Source organism: Geobacter grbiciae (assembly GCF_018531165.1).
GTDB lineage: Bacteria > Desulfobacterota > Desulfuromonadia > Geobacterales > Geobacteraceae > Geobacter > Geobacter metallireducens.
In genome coordinates this window covers 582,017-600,681 of the sequence record NZ_JAHDIW010000001.1, presented here as the reverse complement: position 1 = coordinate 600,681, position 18,665 = coordinate 582,017, and the positions used below count along the sequence as shown (strand labels likewise).

15 protein-coding genes are annotated in these 18,665 nt (G+C 63.7%); 9 read left to right on the top strand and 6 right to left on the bottom strand.

Translation table 11 applies throughout. The features are described 5' to 3' along the window. The first annotated feature begins 18 nt into the window (after nucleotides 1-18). Nucleotides 19-1,194 (top strand): thiolase family protein, encoded by a 1,176-nt coding sequence (locus tag KJB29_RS02695; protein WP_215733254.1) that lies wholly within the window; start codon nucleotides 19-21, stop codon nucleotides 1,192-1,194. Nucleotides 1,195-1,465: 271 nt separating this feature from the next. On the opposite strand, the gene KJB29_RS02690 is transcribed toward KJB29_RS02695, so the two are convergent. The 5 genes from KJB29_RS02690 to KJB29_RS02670 all read right to left on the bottom strand — a co-directional run bounded on the left by KJB29_RS02690 (nucleotide 1,466) and on the right by KJB29_RS02670 (nucleotide 7,788). Further along, the gene (locus KJB29_RS02690) at nucleotides 1,466-2,812 is read right to left on the bottom strand and encodes a hypothetical protein (RefSeq protein WP_215733253.1); all 1,347 of its coding nucleotides are present in this window, start codon (nucleotides 2,810-2,812) and stop codon (nucleotides 1,466-1,468) included. Nucleotides 2,813-2,859: 47 nt separating this feature from the next. After that, a complete protein-coding gene (locus KJB29_RS02685) occupies nucleotides 2,860-4,173 on the bottom strand; it encodes a succinyl-CoA:cyclohexane-1-carboxylate CoA transferase (RefSeq protein WP_215733252.1) in 1,314 nt (437 codons plus the stop codon). A gap of 97 nt (nucleotides 4,174-4,270) precedes the next feature. After that, complete coding sequence (gene oah / locus KJB29_RS02680; protein WP_215733251.1) at nucleotides 4,271-5,395, bottom strand: 6-oxocyclohex-1-ene-1-carbonyl-CoA hydratase; 1,125 nt, start codon at nucleotides 5,393-5,395, stop codon at nucleotides 4,271-4,273. Between the two features lie 61 nt (nucleotides 5,396-5,456). Beyond that, complete coding sequence (locus KJB29_RS02675; protein ID WP_215733250.1) at nucleotides 5,457-6,599, bottom strand: cyclohex-1-ene-1-carbonyl-CoA dehydrogenase; 1,143 nt, start codon at nucleotides 6,597-6,599, stop codon at nucleotides 5,457-5,459. Between the two features lie 46 nt (nucleotides 6,600-6,645). Further along, nucleotides 6,646-7,788 carry a cyclohexane-1-carbonyl-CoA dehydrogenase gene (locus KJB29_RS02670; protein ID WP_215733249.1) on the bottom strand — a complete coding sequence of 381 codons (1,143 nt, stop codon included), beginning with the start codon at nucleotides 7,786-7,788 and terminating at the stop codon, nucleotides 6,646-6,648. Nucleotides 7,789-8,041: 253 nt separating this feature from the next. On the opposite strand from KJB29_RS02670, the gene KJB29_RS02665 reads away from it, so the two are divergent. Then, nucleotides 8,042-9,688 carry a sigma-54 interaction domain-containing protein gene (locus KJB29_RS02665; protein ID WP_215733248.1) on the top strand — a complete coding sequence of 549 codons (1,647 nt, stop codon included), beginning with the start codon at nucleotides 8,042-8,044 and terminating at the stop codon, nucleotides 9,686-9,688. A 3-nt stretch (nucleotides 9,689-9,691) separates the two neighbouring features. Here the strand turns inward: KJB29_RS02665 and KJB29_RS02660 are convergent, their stop codons facing one another. Next, on the bottom strand, nucleotides 9,692-10,153 hold the full coding sequence (locus KJB29_RS02660) for an NUDIX hydrolase (protein ID WP_215733247.1): 462 nt from the start codon (nucleotides 10,151-10,153) through the stop codon (nucleotides 9,692-9,694). Nucleotides 10,154-10,451: 298 nt separating this feature from the next. Between KJB29_RS02660 and tssJ the strand changes: the two genes are divergently transcribed. Genes tssJ through KJB29_RS02625 form a run of 7 tightly spaced genes read left to right on the top strand, consistent with a single transcriptional unit; the run spans nucleotide 10,452 to nucleotide 18,614 of the window. Beyond that, on the top strand, nucleotides 10,452-11,006 hold the full coding sequence (gene tssJ, locus KJB29_RS02655) for a type VI secretion system lipoprotein TssJ (protein WP_215733246.1): 555 nt from the start codon (nucleotides 10,452-10,454) through the stop codon (nucleotides 11,004-11,006). Continuing rightward, nucleotides 11,003-12,394, top strand: a complete 1,392-nt coding sequence (gene tssK, locus KJB29_RS02650) for a type VI secretion system baseplate subunit TssK (protein ID WP_215733245.1) — start codon at nucleotides 11,003-11,005, stop codon at nucleotides 12,392-12,394. Before tssJ ends, tssK begins: the two co-directional genes overlap by 4 nt. 3 nt (nucleotides 12,395-12,397) lie before the next feature. Further along, complete coding sequence (tssE, locus tag KJB29_RS02645; RefSeq protein ID WP_004512536.1) at nucleotides 12,398-12,808, top strand: type VI secretion system baseplate subunit TssE; 411 nt, start codon at nucleotides 12,398-12,400, stop codon at nucleotides 12,806-12,808. Between the two features lie 9 nt (nucleotides 12,809-12,817). Beyond that, entirely contained in the window at nucleotides 12,818-14,548 is a 1,731-nt protein-coding gene (gene tssF, locus KJB29_RS02640; RefSeq protein WP_215733244.1) for a type VI secretion system baseplate subunit TssF, read from the top strand. Continuing rightward, nucleotides 14,512-15,501, top strand: a complete 990-nt coding sequence (tssG, locus tag KJB29_RS02635; protein WP_215733243.1) for a type VI secretion system baseplate subunit TssG — start codon at nucleotides 14,512-14,514, stop codon at nucleotides 15,499-15,501. The genes tssF and tssG overlap by 37 nt, the downstream gene beginning before the upstream one ends. Before the next feature lie 30 nt (nucleotides 15,502-15,531). Then, nucleotides 15,532-18,171, top strand: a complete 2,640-nt coding sequence (gene tssH / locus KJB29_RS02630) for a type VI secretion system ATPase TssH (protein WP_215733242.1) — start codon at nucleotides 15,532-15,534, stop codon at nucleotides 18,169-18,171. Beyond that, nucleotides 18,168-18,614: an SH3 domain-containing protein gene (locus tag KJB29_RS02625; protein WP_215733241.1), complete on the top strand. Its 447-nt coding sequence runs from the start codon at nucleotides 18,168-18,170 to the stop codon at nucleotides 18,612-18,614. The genes tssH and KJB29_RS02625 overlap by 4 nt, the downstream gene beginning before the upstream one ends. Nucleotides 18,615-18,665: the final 51 nt, after the last annotated feature.

Sequence of the window (18,665 nt, the reverse complement as noted above, 5' to 3'; positions counted from 1 at the left end):
GACTATCGGGAGGCTTCGATGAATGAAATATTTGTGGTTGATGCCCTAAGAACACCGTTTGGTTCATTTTCCGGCATGCTGGCCGACGTGGATGCCCCAAAGCTGGCCGCCACCGTCATGAAAGAGCTTCTGGCAAAGGCCGGCCTCGCCCCCGACACGGTGAATGAAGTCATCGTGGGGCAGGTCCTCTCCGGCGGCTGCGGCCAGGCCCCGGCCCGCCAGGCCATGCGCGGGGCGGGAATCCCTGACTCGGCCCATGCCCTGACCATCAACAAGGTCTGCGGCAGCGGCCTGAAGGCAATCATGCTCGGCGCCGACAGCATTCGTCTCGGTGAGTCCCAAATTGTCATCGCCGGCGGCATGGAGAACATGTCCCTGGCGCCCTTTTTCCTCAAGAAGGCCCGCGCCGGCTACCGCATGGGGCACGGTGAACTGTTGGATCTGCTGATCTACGATGGTCTTCAGGATCCCTATACGGGCCGCCATATGGGAGAGATCGGTGAGGCGAGCGCGGAGCGCGGCGGCCTCACCCGCGAGGAGCAGGACGCGTTCGCCCGGCGCTCCAACGAACTGGCCCAGGCGGCGGTGACCGGCGGCATCTTTGCCGACGAGATCGTGCCGGTGGTAAAGAAGGGGAAAAAGGGTGACGAAACCCTCGCCACGGACGAAGAGCCCTTCAAGGGTGATCCGAGCAAGCTGCCATCTCTGCGGGCCGCCTTCAAAAAGGACGGCACCATCACCGCCGGCAACGCCTCTACTATCAACGACGGCGCGGCCCTGGCCCTACTGACCGATGCCGACGGCCTGAAGAAGTACAACCTCACCCCCAAGGCCCGGATCGTTGCCTCGGCCACGGAAAGCCGTCATCCCGACAACTTCCCCGAGGCGCCCATCGGCGCCATCGAGAAGGCCTGCGCCAAGGCCGGCCTGACTGTGTCCGACATCGACCTCTTCGAGATCAACGAGGCCTTTGCCTCGGTGGCCCTCCTGGCCATCAAGGGTCTCGGCCTCCCCTTGGACAAGGTGAACGTCAACGGCGGCGCCTGCGCCATCGGCCACCCCATCGGCGCCAGCGGCGGCCGGCTTGCAGCCACGGTCATCCGGGAACTCCATCGGCGGCAGCAACGCTACGGCCTCGCCACCCTCTGCATCGGCGGCGGCGAGGCGGTGGCGGTCATCTTCGAGCGGGTTTGATATTGAAAATCCACCACGGAGACAGGGTGGCACGGAAAAAGGCAAAGAAATGGGGTTCGTTCCCAGGTTATCTCAACGCCTCCGTCTCTCAGTGGTTGCAAAGACCCCCTCTGAGGAAACAATTTGGCCGTAAATCTTTCTGATCCGCCGCTGCCCGACGCCTCCGGCAACCGGGAGTGTCCGTCGTGAAGGTGGAGCCGACAGCCAGTCTGTTATCGGGGCGCCTCACGGGTAACTTCCGGCGCAACTCGATTGCGGGAACCTGAACATTCTAGAAGAAATAGATCATCGAGAAACGGAACACGTTCGCCTTCCCGAAATCAGAAGTGCCTGCGGTAACGTTGCCATACCGGGTGCTCACATATTGATACTCGGTTGCAACCCTGACGGCGGCGTTGAGGTCGTAGGCGATATTGGCAAAGGCCTGGGAATTTGATTTCTGGAAGTCCTTGATGCCGCTCCGGGTATAATCCGTGAAGTTTTCCGCCCCCCTCATGCCATACCCGGCGGTGATGCCCAGATTCTGGGCCGGATAGAATATCATCTGCCCGAACAGGCCGTACCCCTTGGCGCCGGTCTTGTCCCCCTGCGGACCAATTAACGGGCTGACGGTTGCGTAGTTGAACGACATGTTGGCGGCCCGGTACGCCTGCCCTTCGAAGGAGGCGGTCATGGCCCTGCTTTTGCCATCCGCGGACCTCAGAACCGGCACGAACGCGTACAAGCCATATCCCCACGAATCAACCGTTCCCCCGTTGCCCGCTATCTCCTGATTGCCGTAGAGGCCGAACAGCCCAAGCGTAAACTGGTTCATGGGGAGCCCCCAGAATCCGGGCGCAGCGCCAAGGGCCTTGCTGACAAGCATCGCCTGTCCCGCGATATTGGGCCTGGCTCCCCAGGATTCCCCCACCGTGCCGTTTGCGGTATTGCTGTTCTGTATCGGATTCTGCAGTGCCGCTATGAGTTTGAGAGAGTTCTGTTCGCTCAGCTTCACTTTCTGTGACACCCGTAACTGGGGAACGCGGGGGGTGGTCGGGTTGCCGGCGGTCTGCCCCTGGCCGAAGTCGACAGTGGATGCTGCCGCCGGCCCGAAGAGATCCCAGGACTGTCCGAAGAGGATTTGCGTGTTTGCCCAGTCGAGGGTGCCGTAAGCAAGCCTGATCCGCATGGTGGCGGTTTCATTGCTGCTGCCGCCGGAGCCGAAGAAATCGGTCTCGATTAGCGCGCCCGTCCTGGCGCCCAGAAATGTCGGCCCCTCGGCCTTGAACCAGATGCGGCTCTGTCGGGCGGAGAAGAGGGATTGATCCTGTTTCGCCGCAGGTGAACTGGTTTTGGGAATGCCGTTGGGCTGCAGCGTTGCCACGAGGCCGATACCGTTTGCAGAGCCCAGATTGACGGAGTTGTACACGTAATCGAGCTTTACAAAACCGCCGATCGACAGTTTGAATTTACTCGTGACGGGTGACGCCATATTTCCATAGATGCCGGGGCTCACCTCGCAGGCCGGCTCAAAATCGCAATTATACGCAGGCGGAGACTGCTGTGGAACATCCTGGGCCGATACCGGCACCGCAAGCATTACCAAAGCCGCTGCACAATACATCAATGTAAATCTCATCACGTACCCCTCCCAAACCGGTTGCGGGACAGTACTGCCGACAGGCTCTAAATGCGGTTCATCCTTCTGGCTGCCTCGGTGAGTTCGCCCCGGAAATCGGGGTGTGCGATGTTGATCAGGTTGATGGCCCGTTGCCGGGCAGTCTGCCCCCGGAGCTTGGCCACCCCGAATTCGGTGACCACATAATCCACATCGTTCTTTCCGGTGGTGACGGATGCCCCCGGCGCCAAGGTCGGAACGATGCGTGATATGGTTCCGTTTTTTGCGGTGGACGCCGTGGTGATGAAGCCTTTACCGCCGTTGGAGATATTCGAACCCCGGACGAAATCGGCCTGGCCGCCGGTTCCGCTGTACTGCAGATGCCCGAACGACTCGGAACAGCACTGGCCGAGCAGGTCCACCTCAAGCGTGGCGTTGATCGACACCACGTTGTCGTTTTTGCCGATGTTGTGGGGATAGTTGACGTAATCCACCGGGTGCATCTCTATCCGCGGATTTTCGTTCATGAACTCATAGAGCCGGCTGGTGCCGAGGGCGAACGTGGCGACGGTCTTGCCGGTATGGGTTTGCTTGCGGGAGTTGTTGACCGCCCCTGAAAGCATCAGGTCCACCATGCCGTCGGAAAGGAGCTCGGTGTGTATCCCCAGATCCTTCTTATGCAGCAGTGCCTTGCAGACCGAGTTCGGTATGCCGCCCCAGCCGAGCTGCAGGCATGAACCGTCTTCCACAAGTTCCGAAATATAGCCGCCGATAGCCTCTTCAACTGGCGTGATGGGAGGGATGGTCAAGGATGCCAGGGGCTCGTCACACTCGATGATGTGGTCCACCTCGGAGATGTGAATATGGCAGTTGCCGTGGGTCCGGGGGGCCTGGGGGTTCACCTGCACCACCACTTTCTTTGCCTTCTTGACCGCCTCCATGGTGTAGGCAACGGAGAGGCTGCAGGTGAAGTAGCCATGCTCATCCATGGGGGAAACCACGGCCCCGGCCACGTCAACGGGCCAGTATTCCCGCAGGAGCTTGGGAACCTCATGGAAATAGTTGGGAACGAAATCCGCCCACCCCTTCTGGACCGCCTCGCGGGAAACGTGGCTCGTGAACCATGCGTTGACTTTTATGTGCGGAGCCGAATCCTCCGTGAAGTAATCGGGGCAGAGATGATGCTGCTGGTTGATGACGACCCCTTCCAACTCGTGCTTGCGGGCCGCCAACGCCCTCACGAAGAGCGTCGGTTCCCCGACGCTGATGGGGAAGCAGAGATAATCCCCCGACTTGACGGCTGCCGCGGCTTCTTCCGGCGAGCAGACTTTCTGCCGGTACTCCTTTTCATAGCTGCGCTTGGCATTTATTACGCTTTCCATAAACGATACCCCCGTTGGATGGTTTCATTGGTTCGGCACACCTGCCGGCACGTTATGCCCCTGATGACATCTCGGATCATCGTGACGACCGGAAGCATCAAATTTCGATCAACTCCTCGGCCCAGGGCGTTCCCTTGGCCAGCTGACGGCGAAGCTTGACGAAGTCGATCTCGCGCCCCGTCTCCTTGGTTCCTCCATTGAACGCCCGGAAGCCGATGCGGGCCTCGTTCATCATGTTGAGCGCCAGCCACGCGCGGGAGTTTTCCTTGTTCAGGTTCCACGCCTGGAGCTTCGGCTTGCGCAGTTCCTCCAGGCTCTTGGTCATGCACTCGGGGAAGGTCTCCAGGAGCTTGGCGCAGAGCTCTTCCACCTTCTGGTCCAGGAGGCTGAGATCGACCTCCCCTTCCTTGATCCGGGCCTGTCCCGCCTTGAAGTCGGCTTCGGTCTTGAATTCGCCGTGGACGAGACGGCCGTACTCGTCGAGCATCCGGTCGGTGACAACGGTGGGGTTGGCGACGAATTTGCCGCCGATCTTGAGGGCCGGAACCACATCGGCGATGATGCCGAGCCGTGCCGCCTTGTGGGCCGAGAAGGGCTCGCAGAGGGTGCCGGACACCATGGCCTGCTCGCAGCCGATCATCAGCGGAAGGAAGTCGGTTGCCCCGCCGATGGCGGCTGAGCCGTGCTTGGGGCCTGCCTGGCCGAAGTTTGCCAGATCCTGGGCGATGGAGAAGTCGCAGGCCATGCCGATCTCCTGGCCGCCGCCGATCCGCATGCCGTTGACGCGGCAGATGACCGGCTTGTCGCAGCCGAGGATGGCGGAGACCATGTCGTTGAACAGCCGCATGTACTGCCGGTACTCCTGGGGATTGCCGGCGTAGTATTCCGCGTACTCCTTGGTGTTGCCGCCGGTGCAGAACGCCTTGTCCCCCACGCCGGTGAACACCACGGCATTCACCTCGCGATCAACGGAGGCCCGCCGGAACGCAAGGATGGTGGCCTTGACCATCTCGGTCGTGTAGGAGTTGTACTGCCTGGGGTTGTCGAAGATGATCCAGGCGTTGTAGAGCCCTTCCGCCACCGACCCGTCACGGCGCCTGGCCGGCCGTTTCTCGTACCGGACCATGCCGTTGCAGAGGCTCTCCACCTCACAGTCGATCAGGTTGTGGTCGACCAGATATTCCGGAAAGGTCTCGGCGATCATAACATTTGTCCTAGCCATTCTCTTTCTCCGCTCTTAAGGCTATCTGCCTGATGTCACGATACATTCCTGTTGTTACCCGTTACGGGAACAACAGGGCCCTCCCCGTCACCATGCGGGTTATCTGATTGGTGCCGGTGTAGATCTGGGTCAGCTTGGCGTCCCGCATCATCCGCTCCACGCCGTTTTCCTTCATGTAGCCGGAGCCGCCGAGCACCTGCACGGCATCGGTGGTCACCCGCATGGCAGTGTCGCTCGCCATGGTCTTGGCCATACTGCCGTAGAGCACCGCCTTCTTGTCCCCATCATCGAGCAGTTCCGCCGCCTTCCGGGTCAACAGCCGCGAGGCTTCCACGGCCGTCGCCATGTCGGCGATCATGAACTGAACCGGCGCGAGGTGGGCGATGGGCTTGCTGAACTGCACCCGGTCCTGGGTGTGCCTGACGGCTATGTCCAGCGCACCCTGGGCGATGCCGACGGCCTGGGCCGCGCAGAAGACTCGGTTGGTGGAGAGGGTCTGCATGAGGTTGGCAAAGCCGGTCCCTTCAGCGCCGATGATGTTTTCCGCCGGGATCTCCATGTTCTCGAAAAAGAGCTCGGAGTTGATGGAGCCCCGCATCCCCATCTTCGATTCGTTGCGGCCGTAGACGAGTCCCGGGGTCCCCTTCTCCACGACAAAGGCGCTGATACCCTTGGACCCCTTCTCCGGATCGGTGTAGGCATACACGACGATGACGTCGGCCACGGAGCCGTTGGTGATGAAGCACTTCTGGCCGTTGATGACATACTTGTCTCCCTGGCGCACTGCCCGGGTCTTCATGGCAAGGAGGTCTGAACCGGCGGCCGGCTCGGTGGCGGCCAGGGCCGTCAACAGGGTGGATTCACCCGCGAAGCGGCGCAGATAGCGTTCTTTGAGCTCAGGACTCCCCCCGTGGATGATCGGGAGCATGCCGTCGGTCTGGGCGATGAGGAGGAGGGCGGTTGATGCGCAGACGCGGCCCAGTTCCTCGAGAATCAGGGCCAGGGTCAGGACTCCCATCTCCGTGCCCCCGTATGCAGCGGGGAGGAGCGGGTTGAGGAGACCCAGCTTGGCAAAGAGGTCACGGGCGTACTCCGGAAAGAGCGATTTCTCGTCGAGTTCCAGCGCCCGGGGCGCGATCTCGCGGGTCGCCACGTCGCGCACCATGTCCAGCGTCAGTTTCTGTTCTTCGGTAAGATGTTTCATGGGGATATCTCCTTTTATCAGTGCGAAAATTCACGCTTTCCGGGGTTCAGACGGCCTCTTTCAGGATCTCCCGGGCGATGACCAGCCGCTGAATCTGGTTGGCCCCCTCGAATATCTGGGTCAGCTTGGCGTCCCGGAACATCCGCTCCACCGGGTAGTCCTGCATGTAGCCATAGCCGCCGAAGACCTGAATGGCGTCGGTGGTGATCTGCATGGCGGCGTCGGAGGCGAAGAGCTTCCCCATGGAGGCGAGCTTGGTGTTGCGCTTGCCCTGGTCGTAGAGGGCCGCGGCCCGGTAGATGAGGCCGCGCGCCGCTTCTATCTTGGTGGCGCTGTCGGCGATGATCTGCTGGATCATCTGGTGCTCGCAGAGCGGTTGCCCAAAGGTCTTCCGCTCCCGGGAATGCTTCAGCATCTGGTCAAAGGCCCCTTCGGCAATGCCGAGGGCCTGGGCGCCGATGGCGGGACGGGACATGTCGAAATCCTTCATGGCAAGGAGGAACCCCTTGTCCTCTTCACCAAGGAGGTTGCCGGCGGGAACGCGCACTTCATCGAGATACATCTCGGAGGTCTTGGAGCCGCGCTGGCCAAGCTTCTTCTCGATCTTCCCCACCTTGAGCCCCGGCGCATCGCCATCCACCAGGAAAAAGCTGAGGCCGTTACGCCCGTTCTCGGAGGTGCGCGCCAGGACGGTGTAGTAGGATGCCACCGGTCCGTTGGTGGAGAAGCATTTGGTGCCGGAGATGACGTACTCTTTGCCATCCCTGACCGCCGTGGTGCGGATAGAGCCGACATCGGACCCGGCACCCGGCTCGGAGACCAGATAGGCGGCCAACTCCCGCCTTTCCACAATCCGGGGGAGCACCCGCTCCAGGAGTTCCCGGCTGCCGCCGTGCAGCAGCGGAAAACTGCCTACAGCCTGGATGATCAGCATCAAGGAGGATGAGGCGCAGTGGCGCGCGATCTCTTCCACTGCCGTACAGAGCAGCGTCCCCTGGCTCTGTTCCGCGCCGCCGAACTCCGGCGGGAACACCAGAGTCATGAGCCCCAGATCCCACAGCAGCGACAACACCTCGCTGTCGAGCTCACCGGTCGCGTCGACGGATGCGGCCGCCGGTGCAATCCGTTCCCGTGCCGCCTGGCGTATGGTTTCAGTCACAATGCGTACTTCTTCGCTGGTATTAAACATTCGTCCCTCCTCATGCCGACACAGGCATATTTATTTTTTATAACGCCTTTATATCCAACACCCGTGCCAACAAAGACAACAACTGCGACAACATCGTAACACACTAATATGTAATGATATTTTTAATGTATACATCTAGAAAACGATTTGTTATATTTTAACGCGTGTAGACATATGGATACACACATCGCCCACCACCTCCGAAGAGATGGCGGTTTTGCAGCTATGAACCCAAAAGGAGACATGTCGACCAATGGATACATCCACCCCCGCTTCGCTGTTCCTTAAAGCAGACTATTGCAGATGCGGTATTGTCCTCCTCGACGAATCAGGCCGCGTTACCGCCCTGAACCGGCAGTTTTTCGACACGACAGGCCTGGAGTTCAGAGAGGGTGATCTCCCTCCCGACGAGTTGCGGGGGCTGAAGAAAGGAGAGTGGATTTTCTGGGGGAGGAAGTGGTTCGTGCAAGCGGAGGGGCGGCAGGGGGTGGAGCTGCTGGCAATCCGGCGCGTTCGGGCTGCGGACCATATACTGGGGCCGTACGGAGAGAACTGCCTGAATGAAGAGATGGTGAAAATGGTCCTCGACAACCCCTACGAGGGACTGACGGTCGTCGACGCTACGGGGAAGGTCACCCTGCTCAGCCCGTCCAACGAGCAGTGGCTGGGGCTGGACGTCGGAGGGGGACTGGGCCTCGACCTGTCGGCCATTGCGCCGGCCAGCCATTTGTCGGAGGTGGCCCGCACCGGCGTGGCCGAACACGCCCAGGTTGTCGACCTGCACGGCAAGACCAAGGTCACGGTGAACCTTCCCATCCGGCGGGACAACAAGGTGATGGGGGCTTTCGGGAGAATCCTCTTCAAGAGCACGGAACAAGTGGAGAAGCTGGTTACCAAGGTGCGGACCATGGAACTCCAGGTGGAGCGTTTCGAGACCCTGCTGGATGAAATGCGGGGGAAACGCTACTCCTTCCGCAGCATCCTCACCAAAAACAAAGAAATGCTGATGCTCATCGAACAGGCACGACGCGTGGCCGACTCCGGCGCGACCGTGCTCATCCTGGGAGAAAGCGGGACCGGCAAGGAGTTGTTCGCCCAGGCGCTCCACGAAGCTTCGAGGAGGAACAAGGGGCCTTTCATTGCCGTAAACTGCGGCGCAATCCCCCGCGACCTGATCGAATCGGAACTGTTCGGCTACGAAGAAGGGGCCTTCAGCGGCGCCAGGAAAAAGGGGAAGCCCGGCAAGTTCGAACTGGCGTGCGGCGGCACCCTTTTTCTCGATGAGATCGGTGAACTCCCCCTCGAAAGCCAGGCCAAGCTGCTGCGGGTGCTTGAGGAGCGTAAGATAGACCGCCTGGGAGGCACGGCGCCGCTCCCCGTCGACTTTCGCCTGGTGGCCGCCACAAACCGCGATCTCATGACGAACGTCAACAAAGGGAGATTCCGCGCCGATCTCTACTATCGCATCAACGAGTTCCCCCTCGAGATTCCCCCCCTCAGGTCCAGGCCGGAAGACATTCCGCTACTGGCGAAGCATTTCCTGGCGGAAGTGTCACGCCGCGAAGAGCTGCCGATGCTCAAGATTTCCGCCGGGGCCACCGAGGCGCTCATGACCCACGACTGGCCCGGCAATGTGCGGGAACTGCGCGGGGTCATGCGCCAGATGGCCTGGAAATCCCAGGCATTGACCATAGAGCCCCACCACCTGCCGCCGGCGCTCAACAAGGGACAGACCATCGGGGTCGCCGGCACCCTGGAGGAACAGACAGCCAGGGCGGAGCGGGCCGCCATCGAATCGGCCCTGCAGGCTGCGGATGGGAACCGGGCGCTGACCGCACGCATGCTTGGAATCCATCGCACCGCCTTATACAAAAAGATGCACCGACTGGGGATGGAATAGCGACTATAGCTCCCCCAAACTTCCCAAAAGCTTGTATGGATTGGTTGCGTACGAGAAACAGGCAACGGTTCCCGAATAGTCAAGAAGCGCCCTGAGCCGGTCCCGCGTCACGGGATGAGCAATCAGCTCCACCCCTTCGCACTCGTTAAACCACCCCAGTTCCGGCGTTTCATCGCTGGGAGCCAGTTCACCCTCCGCATAGTCCGCCAGAAAAGTGAGGATTAGCGACGCAGGGGGTGAAACCTTGGACCAGACGGCAGCAAGGGGTCCCGGTTTGATCTCGACCCCCGTCTCCTCTCTCACCTCCCGGCGAAGCGCGTCGACAATCCCCTCCCCCGCCTCGACACGCCCCTGCGGGATTTCCCAGCCACGTTTATGGTGCCGGATCAACAGGATCTCTCCGAGCCCGTTTCGAATCAAACACCCTACGACAACGATGTGAACAGGGGAATCATGGGTACTCATGGCCACCTCTCCGGCATCAAATAGATACGCCTGTCAACTTTAGCAAAGTCTCTACTTTTTTCACGCCGTCAGATCACAATTCTGCCCCTTGGCCTTCGCTGCGCCGCCAGCAATGACACGGCAGTGCTCCGTTGCTTCTTTCAGTGCCTTGCCACACGTTGACGCAAGCTGATTGACATACATACATGAAAAATGATAATAAGAATTTCTTTATTTTTGGCAAACTTAGGAATATTTCATTTCCCCCCACCCGTCTGTCCTATCTCTTGCCGACGACACCATCCATAGGGAGAAGCCCATGAAGCGTCGAGCCGCTTTGCTGCTCTATGTATCCGCCATAGCATCGCTATGTTCCTGCACCTCCACTCCGAAGGCAACGCCTCCGCTGGATTGGGGCTACGAAAAGGAAGCGATCTCCGTCACCCTGAAGGGGGACCCGCAGCTGAATCTCTTCCAGAAGAGTCCCCACGCTCTCGTGGCCTGCCTCTACCAGCTCCGGGACCCCAATGCCTTCAACCAGTTCCGCACCGAGCCCGACGGCCTGATCAAGCTTCTGGAGTGCGGCCGCTTCGATCCGGGAGTAGCGACGGCGAAACGCCTCGTGGTCCAGCCGGGACAGGAACTGAACGAGGCCCTGGACCGGGCCGAAGGTGCCCGCTACGTGGGGTTCGTTGCCGGCTACTACCGCCTTGACAAGGATCGCTCGGCCCGCCTCATATCCATCCCCGCCGTGGAGGAAACGAAGGGCTTCATTCGCCGGACCAAGCTCGTGAAACCGGGACGGCTTGACATGAAACTCCTCCTGGGGCCCCAGGAGATCCAGGACGTGACTGAGGAGACCGAAAAACCATGACCGCCCACCCCCCACTCCACTGGCACCAGGGGCTCTTTCTCCAGCCCCAGCACTTCCAGCTTCTTGACCTGTCAATCCAGGGGCGCTTCGCCCCCCTCTTCAGCTATCTCCACCCCCATTTCTGGGGGGCCGGGGAGTTGGATATCGAGGAGAGCGCCCTCGGCACCGGGATTTTCAGCATCCTCTCGGGGGAATTTCTCTTCCCCGACGGCACCTGGGCGGTCCTGGGCGAAAACGCCCTATGCGAGCCCCGCTCCTTCGACGGTGCCTGGCTTGAGGGGGATAAACCCCTCATGGTCTCCGTCGGTATCCGCAAGTGGCAGGAAGCGGGGGAAAACGTGACGACGGTGGAGCGTCTGGAGGGGCTTTCGGCCGTCTCCACCCGTTTCGCGGCCCCCATGGACCCCGAGGAGGCACGGGATCTCCACGCCGGTGGTCCCCCGGGTCAGGTGAAGCGGCTGCGGCATGTGCTCAAGATCTTCTGGGACAGCGAGCGGGAGCAGCTGGGGGACTGGCACCTGATTCCCGTGGCCAGGCTGGAGCGCTTCGGGGCCGAGGTGCGCCTCTCCCGGCGATTCATCCCCCCGTCCCTGGCCCTGGAAGCCAGCGAACCACTCTTCCGCATCATCCGGGAAATCCGGGACCAGGTGGCGGCCCGGGGGCGGCAACTGGAGGAGCACAAGAAGCAGCGGGGGATTCAGAACGCCGAGTTCGGCTCCCGGGACCTGGTCTACCTCCTGGCGCTCCGCTCCCTGAACCGCCACGTGCCGTACCTCTTCCACCTGACCGAGGCCAGGCGGGTCCACCCCTGGGACGCCTACGGTGCCCTGCGCCAGCTCATCGGCGAGCTGGCCTCCTTCTCGGAGCGGGTCTCAGCCCTGGGAGAGCTGGACGACGGAGTCCGCCTCCTTCCCCCTTACGACCACCGGGCCCTGGGAGAGTGCTTCGCCGAGGCCCGGGACCTGATCGCCCAACTCCTGGACGAGATCACCGCCGGCCCCGACTACGTAATCCGGCTTCTCCACGACGGCACCTTCTTCAGCGCCGAGCTGAAACCTGCGGTATTCGATGGCGGCAGCCGCTACTACCTGGCCCTGCGCACCAAGGAAGAGCCGTCCACCTTCCTCCCCTCCCTGGAAACCTCCGCCAAGCTCAGCGCCCGGGAGCACCTGCCGGTCTTGGCGTCACGGGCACTCCCCGGCATCGAATTGGCCCACCTGCCGGTTCCGCCCCAAGAGCTGCCGCGCCGTTCCGACACCCACTACTTCGCCGTGGACGCCGCCAGCGACCAGTGGCCCCTGGTGGAGCGGGAGCACACCCTGGCCCTCTACTGGACCAACGCCCCCGCCGACCTGGAGGTAGAGCTGATGGTGGTGGCGCGAGACTAACCCATGCGCGACGAACGTCTTCTGGAGCGGATCCGTTCCTTCGAGCGGGACCCGGCCCGGCGCGGCCGCCCCGACCACGGGCGGCTGGTGGAGTCGGTCCTGGCTCACCTGCGCCAGATTCTCAACACTCGCCAGGGGAGCGCCCCCATTGCCCCCGACTACGGGGTCCCCGATTTTCTCGACTTCCTCCAGACCTACCCCGACTCGGTGCGGGAGATCGAGCGGAGCATCCGCGTCGCCATCCAGACCTACGAGCCCCGCCTCGACGGGGTGAGAGTCGCCTTCATCCCCCAGGAAGACGACGTCCTGGCGCTCCGGTTCCAGATCACCGCCCGGATCACCGATGACGATGGGGGTACGGTCCGATTCGAAACCGTGGTGGACACCGACGGCAAAATTGCCGTCAAGCGATAGAGGTTTGCAATGATCACCCGTCACTATCAGGAAGAGCTGGCCCGCCTCAAGGAACTGGGGGGCGAATTCGCCCAGCGGCACCCGGCCTTGGCGCCGATGCTCGGGGGCACCTCGACCGACCCGGACGTGGAACGGCTCCTGGAGGGAGTAGCCTTCCAGACGGCGCTCCTGCGCCGGAAGCTGGATGACGATTTCCCCGAATTGGTCCACGACATGGTGCGGCTCGTGGCCCCCCACTACCTGCGTCCCATTCCCGCCACCACCATTGTTGCATTCGAGCCGAAGCCCTCCCTGGTCCAGCCCCAGACGGTGGCGGCCGGTATGCAGCTCGCCTCGGTGCCGGTGGAGGGGACCCGCTGCCACTTCCGAACCACGAGCCCCGTGGAGGTGCACCCCCTCACCCTCCAGGACGCCTCCTTCGACCAGCCTGCCGGCCGCCCCCCGGCCGTGACCCTCCGACTGGCCCTCACGGGGCTCACCCTCGACCAGTGGGCGCCCCAATCCCTGCGGCTCTTCCTGGCGGCCGGGGAGGCCGAGGCGGCCGAGCTCTACCTCCTCCTCGCCCGCTCCGTTTCCCGCATCGTCATCGCCCCCGCCGAGGGGGGAACGGGGACCGTCCTGCCGGCCAACTGCCTCAGGCCCGCGGGGCTCAACGGAGATGAGCCCCTCATCCCCTACCCCGCCCACGCCTTCCCCGGCTACCGGCTCCTCCAGGAGTACCTGACGGCCCCCCGCCGCTTCTTCTTCCTGGAGCTGACCGGCTGGGACCAGTGGTGGGGCCGGGGCAACGGCACCCGGTTCAGCGTCACCTTCGAACTGCTGAACGCGCCGGCCCAGGCGCCCCGAGTCAGCCGGGAGAGCATCGCCCTCTTCGCCACCCCGGCCGTCAACCTCTTCGCCCACGATGCCGACCCGATTCCCCTGGATCACCGGAAGGAGCGCCACCTCCTGCGGCCGGCCGAACTGCCCCCCGGTCACGCCGAGGTCTTTTCCGTGGACCGGGTCACCGCCTTCGAGCGGGGCACTTCCCGGGAGTACCCCCTAGCCCCCTTCGAGGCATTCCGGACTCCGGCCGACGGACGCCCCAGCTACCACACCTCCATCGCGCAATCCCCCTTCAAGGACGGCTGCGACGTCCGCCTCGCCCTCGCCTACCCGCCTGGCACGGTACCCCCGGAGGGGACGACCCTGTCGGTGGGGCTCACCTGCACCAACGGGCGGCTCCCCGAAAGCCTCCGGGTCGGCGACGTGGCGGAACCCACCCGGGATGCGCCGGCCTTTGCCACGTTCCGCAACATCACCCCCGTCACCCCGTCGGCCCCGCCCCCCCTGGGGCCGAACCTCCTCTGGCGGCTCCTCTCGGCCATTCCCCTGAGCCGCCTCTCCGTGGCCCATGCCGACAACCTGCGGGAGTGCCTCGGCCTCTACCTCTTTCCCGGTTTCGACCGGACCCTCCTTGCGGCCAACCGACGCCGTATCGAGGGGATCGATCGGGTCACGACCCGGCAGACGGACCGCATCGTGCGGGGCGCCCCCATGCGGGGGGTGGAGATCGCCATCGATATCCGGGGCGATCATTTCGCGGGGCCGGGGGATCTGTTCCTCTTCGGGTCGGTCCTGGACGAATTCCTGGCGGGGAGCGCCACCCTCAACACCTTCACGCGCCTGACCATCCGCGAAACCGTGCGGGGAGAGGAGTTCCAGTGGCCGCCGCGAGCCGGATACCAGCCGCTCCTTTAGAGCAGGAACTCCTCCTCCGGGGGCACGAATTCTCCTTCCTCCAGGTGCTCCGGATCCTGGAGCTTTTCGGAGAGCGCGACGGGGCCAAACGGCCCGTGGAGGTGATCCCCCGGCTATCCCTGGGTTTTCCGGCCGCGGACGTGGCCGGGGTGGAGCGGGCCGGCGACGGCTATCGTGTCATTGCCACGTTCCTGGGGCTCTACGGCCAGGCGACCCCGCTTCCCGCCTTCTACACCGAGGAGCTTCTCGACGAGGAAGCCACCGACAGCAGTGCCAGCCGGGATTTCCTCGACATCGTCAACCGGCACCTCTACGGCATCTTCGCAGACATTGCCAGGAAATACCGGCTCTTTCTCCAGGTGGACGAGCAGCGCAGCGACGCCGTCACGGAGCGGCTCCACGCCCTCGGGGGGCACGGCGAAGAAACGCTTCGGGCCCAACTCCCCGATCCCCGGTCGCTCCTGCGCTACACGGGGCTCTTCGCCCAGCACCCCCGGTCGGCCCTGGGGCTGCGAACGCTGCTGACTGATGCCCTCGACGAGCCAGTGGAGGTCATCTCCGCCGTCCCCCGCACCGTGACGGTGCCGCCGGATGAGCGCTCACGCCTCGGCACCATCGGCACCCTCGGCGAGGACGCCTTTGTGGGCTCCGAGATCCCCGACCGCTCCGGCATGTTCCGCATCGAGGTGGGCCCCCTACGCCGCGACCGGTTCGCCGAACTCCTCCCCGGCACCCCGGAGCGCAAGCGCCTCGACCTCCTCGTCGCCCTCTACATCACCGACCCCCTCGCCTACGAAATCGAACTGATCCTCGCCCCCGGCGAGGCCCCGCCGGCCATGCTCGGCGGCGGCATCCGGCTCGGATGGGATGTGTGGATGACGTCGGGGGCGGATGTGGGGCAGGTGTCGGTGAGCTTTCCCGGCGGAGGTGAGCCCCTCGCGGCACCTCGTTAACCGAACAAACCCAAGGAGAATCGACCATTCATGCTGACCGTTGACCTTAAAGCCCTCATATCCCGCCCCAATCCCCACTGTTCCGGCGCCCTGGAAGGGGCGGCGGGGCTCTGTGTGGCCCGGGGCCACTACGAGGTGACCGTGGAACACCTCCTGGCCCGGCTGCTGGAGGAACCGGTCGGAGATCTCCCTCTCATACTCCGGGCCTTCGAAGTAGACACCGCAGCGGTGAAGTCCGGCATCACCCGGGTTCTGGACGAGCTTCCGGCCGGCAACTCGGGGAAGCCGGTATTCTCGCCGGTGCTTCTGGAGTGGCTACAGGCGGCGTGGCTCATCACCTCCCTCGACCTGGGCGAAGAGCGGATCCGCTCCGGGGCGCTTCTTCTGGCGCTTCTGGGCCGGCCCCTCCAGCTCACGGCGGGGCGCTACGTGGACCTTCTAATGGCCGTGGGGAGGGAAACGCTCCTTGCCCGTTTCGGCACGGCCACAGCGGGTTCGGTGGAAAATGCACCGACCAACGCACGCCCCGCAACCAGCGACGAGGCCCCGAAGGGAACCACCTCCCTTGACCGCTTCTGCACCGATTTCACCCGCCAGGCGGCGGAAGGGAAGATTGACCCGGTCTTCGGCAGGGACCGGGAGATCGGCCAGATGGTCGATATCCTGGCCCGCCGGCGGAAGAACAACCCCATCATCGTGGGGGAGGCGGGGGTTGGGAAGACGGCCGTGGCCGAGGGGCTGGCGCTTCGCATCGTGGAGGGGGACGTGCCGGAGGCCCTCCGGGAGGTCCGTCTCCTGGGGCTCGATCTGGGGCTTCTCCAGGCGGGGGCCGGGGTAAAGGGGGAGTTCGAGAACCGCCTGAAAGGGGTCATCGAAGAGGTGAAGGGGTCGCCGCGCCCCATCATTCTCTTCATCGACGAGGCCCATACCATCATCGGCGCCGGGGGGCAGACCGGCGGGGGGGACGCCGCCAACCTCCTGAAACCGGCCCTGGCCCGGGGGGAACTGCGGACCATCGCGGCCACCACCTGGAGCGAGTACAAGAAATATTTCGAGAAGGACGCGGCCCTGGCCCGGCGCTTCCAGCCGGTGAAGCTGGACGAGCCGGACGTGGAAACGGCAGTGCTCATCCTCAGGGGGCTCAAGGAGAAGTACGAGTCTGCCCACGGGGTCACCATCCGGGATGACGGCATCCGTGCCGCGGCGGAGCTCTCCTCCCGCTACCTGTCGGGGCGTCAGCTCCCGGACAAGGCGGTGGATCTCCTGGACACGGCGGCGGCCCGGGTGAAGCTCCTCCTCACCGGGAAGCCAGGGGCCGTGGAGGAGAAAGAGCGCCGAATCCAGGCCCTGGAGCGGGAAGAGGCGGCCATGGCCCGGGACCGGCTCCACGGCCGCTCCGTTGACGACGAGCGTCTGGATCTCCTGACGGCGGAGCTGGTAACCCTGCGGGAGGAACTGGCCACCGTCACGGAGCGGTGGCACCGGGAACAGGAGCTGGCCGAGGCGGTGGTGGCCCTGCGGAAGGAGCTGGCCACGGAGGCGGCGGAAGACGCGGAACGCCGCGAAGAGCTGCAACATCAGGTGGCGGAGGCAACGGAGCGGCTGGCGGAATTCCAGGGAGACACGCCCCTTGTGCGGATCGAAGTGGACCCGGAGGTCGTTGCCCGGGTGGTGGCCGACTGGACCGGCATCCCCCTGGGAAGCCTCCAGAAGGACCGGGCCGCCGGAGTCCTCACCCTGGAGGAGGATCTCCGCCGGCGCATCAAGGGGCAGGAGCCGGCTCTCTCGGCGGTGGCCGAGGTGCTCCGCTCCTCGGCAGCGGGGCTCAAGGACCCGCGCCAGCCCCTGGGGGTCTTTCTCCTCGTTGGCCCCTCCGGAGTCGGTAAGACCGAGACAGCTTTGGCTGTGGCCGATCTCCTCTTTGGCGGCGAGCGGTTCCTCACGGTCATCAACATGAGCGAGTTCCAGGAACGCCACACCACGAGCCGCCTCATAGGCTCGCCGCCCGGGTACGTGGGGTACGGCGAGGGGGGGGTCCTCACCGAGGCGGTCCGGCGCCAGCCCTACTCGGTGGTCCTCTTGGACGAGGTGGAGAAGGCCCACCCCGACGTCATGAACCTCTTCTACCAGGTCTTCGACAAGGGGATGCTGGCCGACGGCGAGGGGCGGGTCATCGACTTCGCCAATACAGTCATCTTCCTCACGAGCAACCTGGCCTCGGAAGTGATCACCGATCTCTGTGGCGGGGATCAGGCACCAACGGCGGAAGAGTTGACAGCAGCCATCCGTCCCCACCTCTCCCGGCACTTCAAGCCGGCGCTCCTGGCCCGGATGTCAGTGGTCCCCTACCTGACCCTGTCCCCGGAGTACCTGGGGGAGATCGTTACCCTCAAGCTGGGACGGGTGGCGGAGCGGCTCCGGGAGAACGGCCGGAGGTCGCTCACGTGGACCCCGGCGGTCACGGCCCGCATCGCGGCCCGCTGCACCGAGGTGGAGAGCGGCGCCCGGACCATCGACCATATCCTACGGAGCACGCTGCTGCCGCTTCTCTCCCGGAAAATTCTCACCCGGCTCGGCACCGGCGAGACGCCGGAGGCTATCAGGCTCGACACGACGGCCGACGGCGACTTTGCCGTCACCTTTGATACCAGTGGAGGTATGGAACAATGAATCAGCATCAGACAGCAATGGGTATCGCCAGGATGGCGTTTCTCCTCTCCCTTTCGCTCACGGCAGCGTGTGCCACCGTGAATACCGCTCCCGTCGAGGAGAAGGCCGGCCCCCAGGCGCCGGAGGCAGGCATGGGAGCCGAGCCGCCCGCTCCCGTATCGGCGCCGGCCGCCCCCCCGGCAGTGGCGCCGGTGACCCCTCAGGCATCGGTCACCGTAACAACGATCCCTCTGGTCCCCGGGAAAATAACTCCCCGGCAGAAGTACGTGAACGTCCGCCCGGAGCCCTCCACCGGCAAGAAACCTGTCGCCGTGCTCTCGGGAGGAAAGTACGTGGAGGTGCTCGGCCGGGAGGGAACATGGGTGAAGATTCGCTGGACCCGGGGAAAGAAAGCCCATGAAGGATGGGTGGCCGGGAAATTCGTGGACACCGTTACTCCCTGAACCCTCGCAACGGGGGCCGACCGTCGGCCCCCTCCCTTTTTCCCTTACGGC

What these genes read in the sequence shown, in the direction of transcription:
- KJB29_RS02670 (WP_215733249.1), bottom strand. Translation starts at nt 7,788, where the DNA reads ATGTTTAATACCAGCGAAGAAGTACGCATTGTGACTGAAACCATACGC.
- KJB29_RS02685 (WP_215733252.1), bottom strand. Translation starts at nt 4,173, where the DNA reads ATGGAAAGCGTAATAAATGCCAAGCGCAGCTATGAAAAGGAGTACCGG.
- tssJ (WP_215733246.1), top strand. Translation starts at nt 10,452, where the DNA reads ATGAAGCGTCGAGCCGCTTTGCTGCTCTATGTATCCGCCATAGCATCG.
- KJB29_RS02695 (WP_215733254.1), top strand. Translation starts at nt 19, where the DNA reads ATGAATGAAATATTTGTGGTTGATGCCCTAAGAACACCGTTTGGTTCA.
- KJB29_RS02625 (WP_215733241.1), top strand. Translation starts at nt 18,168, where the DNA reads ATGAATCAGCATCAGACAGCAATGGGTATCGCCAGGATGGCGTTTCTC.
- tssK (WP_215733245.1), top strand. Translation starts at nt 11,003, where the DNA reads ATGACCGCCCACCCCCCACTCCACTGGCACCAGGGGCTCTTTCTCCAG.
- KJB29_RS02660 (WP_215733247.1), bottom strand. Translation starts at nt 10,153, where the DNA reads ATGAGTACCCATGATTCCCCTGTTCACATCGTTGTCGTAGGGTGTTTG.
- KJB29_RS02675 (WP_215733250.1), bottom strand. Translation starts at nt 6,599, where the DNA reads ATGAAACATCTTACCGAAGAACAGAAACTGACGCTGGACATGGTGCGC.
- tssF (WP_215733244.1), top strand. Translation starts at nt 12,818, where the DNA reads ATGATCACCCGTCACTATCAGGAAGAGCTGGCCCGCCTCAAGGAACTG.
- KJB29_RS02665 (WP_215733248.1), top strand. Translation starts at nt 8,042, where the DNA reads ATGGATACATCCACCCCCGCTTCGCTGTTCCTTAAAGCAGACTATTGC.
- tssE (WP_004512536.1), top strand. Translation starts at nt 12,398, where the DNA reads ATGCGCGACGAACGTCTTCTGGAGCGGATCCGTTCCTTCGAGCGGGAC.
- KJB29_RS02690 (WP_215733253.1), bottom strand. Translation starts at nt 2,812, where the DNA reads ATGAGATTTACATTGATGTATTGTGCAGCGGCTTTGGTAATGCTTGCG.
- tssH (WP_215733242.1), top strand. Translation starts at nt 15,532, where the DNA reads ATGCTGACCGTTGACCTTAAAGCCCTCATATCCCGCCCCAATCCCCAC.
- oah (WP_215733251.1), bottom strand. Translation starts at nt 5,395, where the DNA reads ATGGCTAGGACAAATGTTATGATCGCCGAGACCTTTCCGGAATATCTG.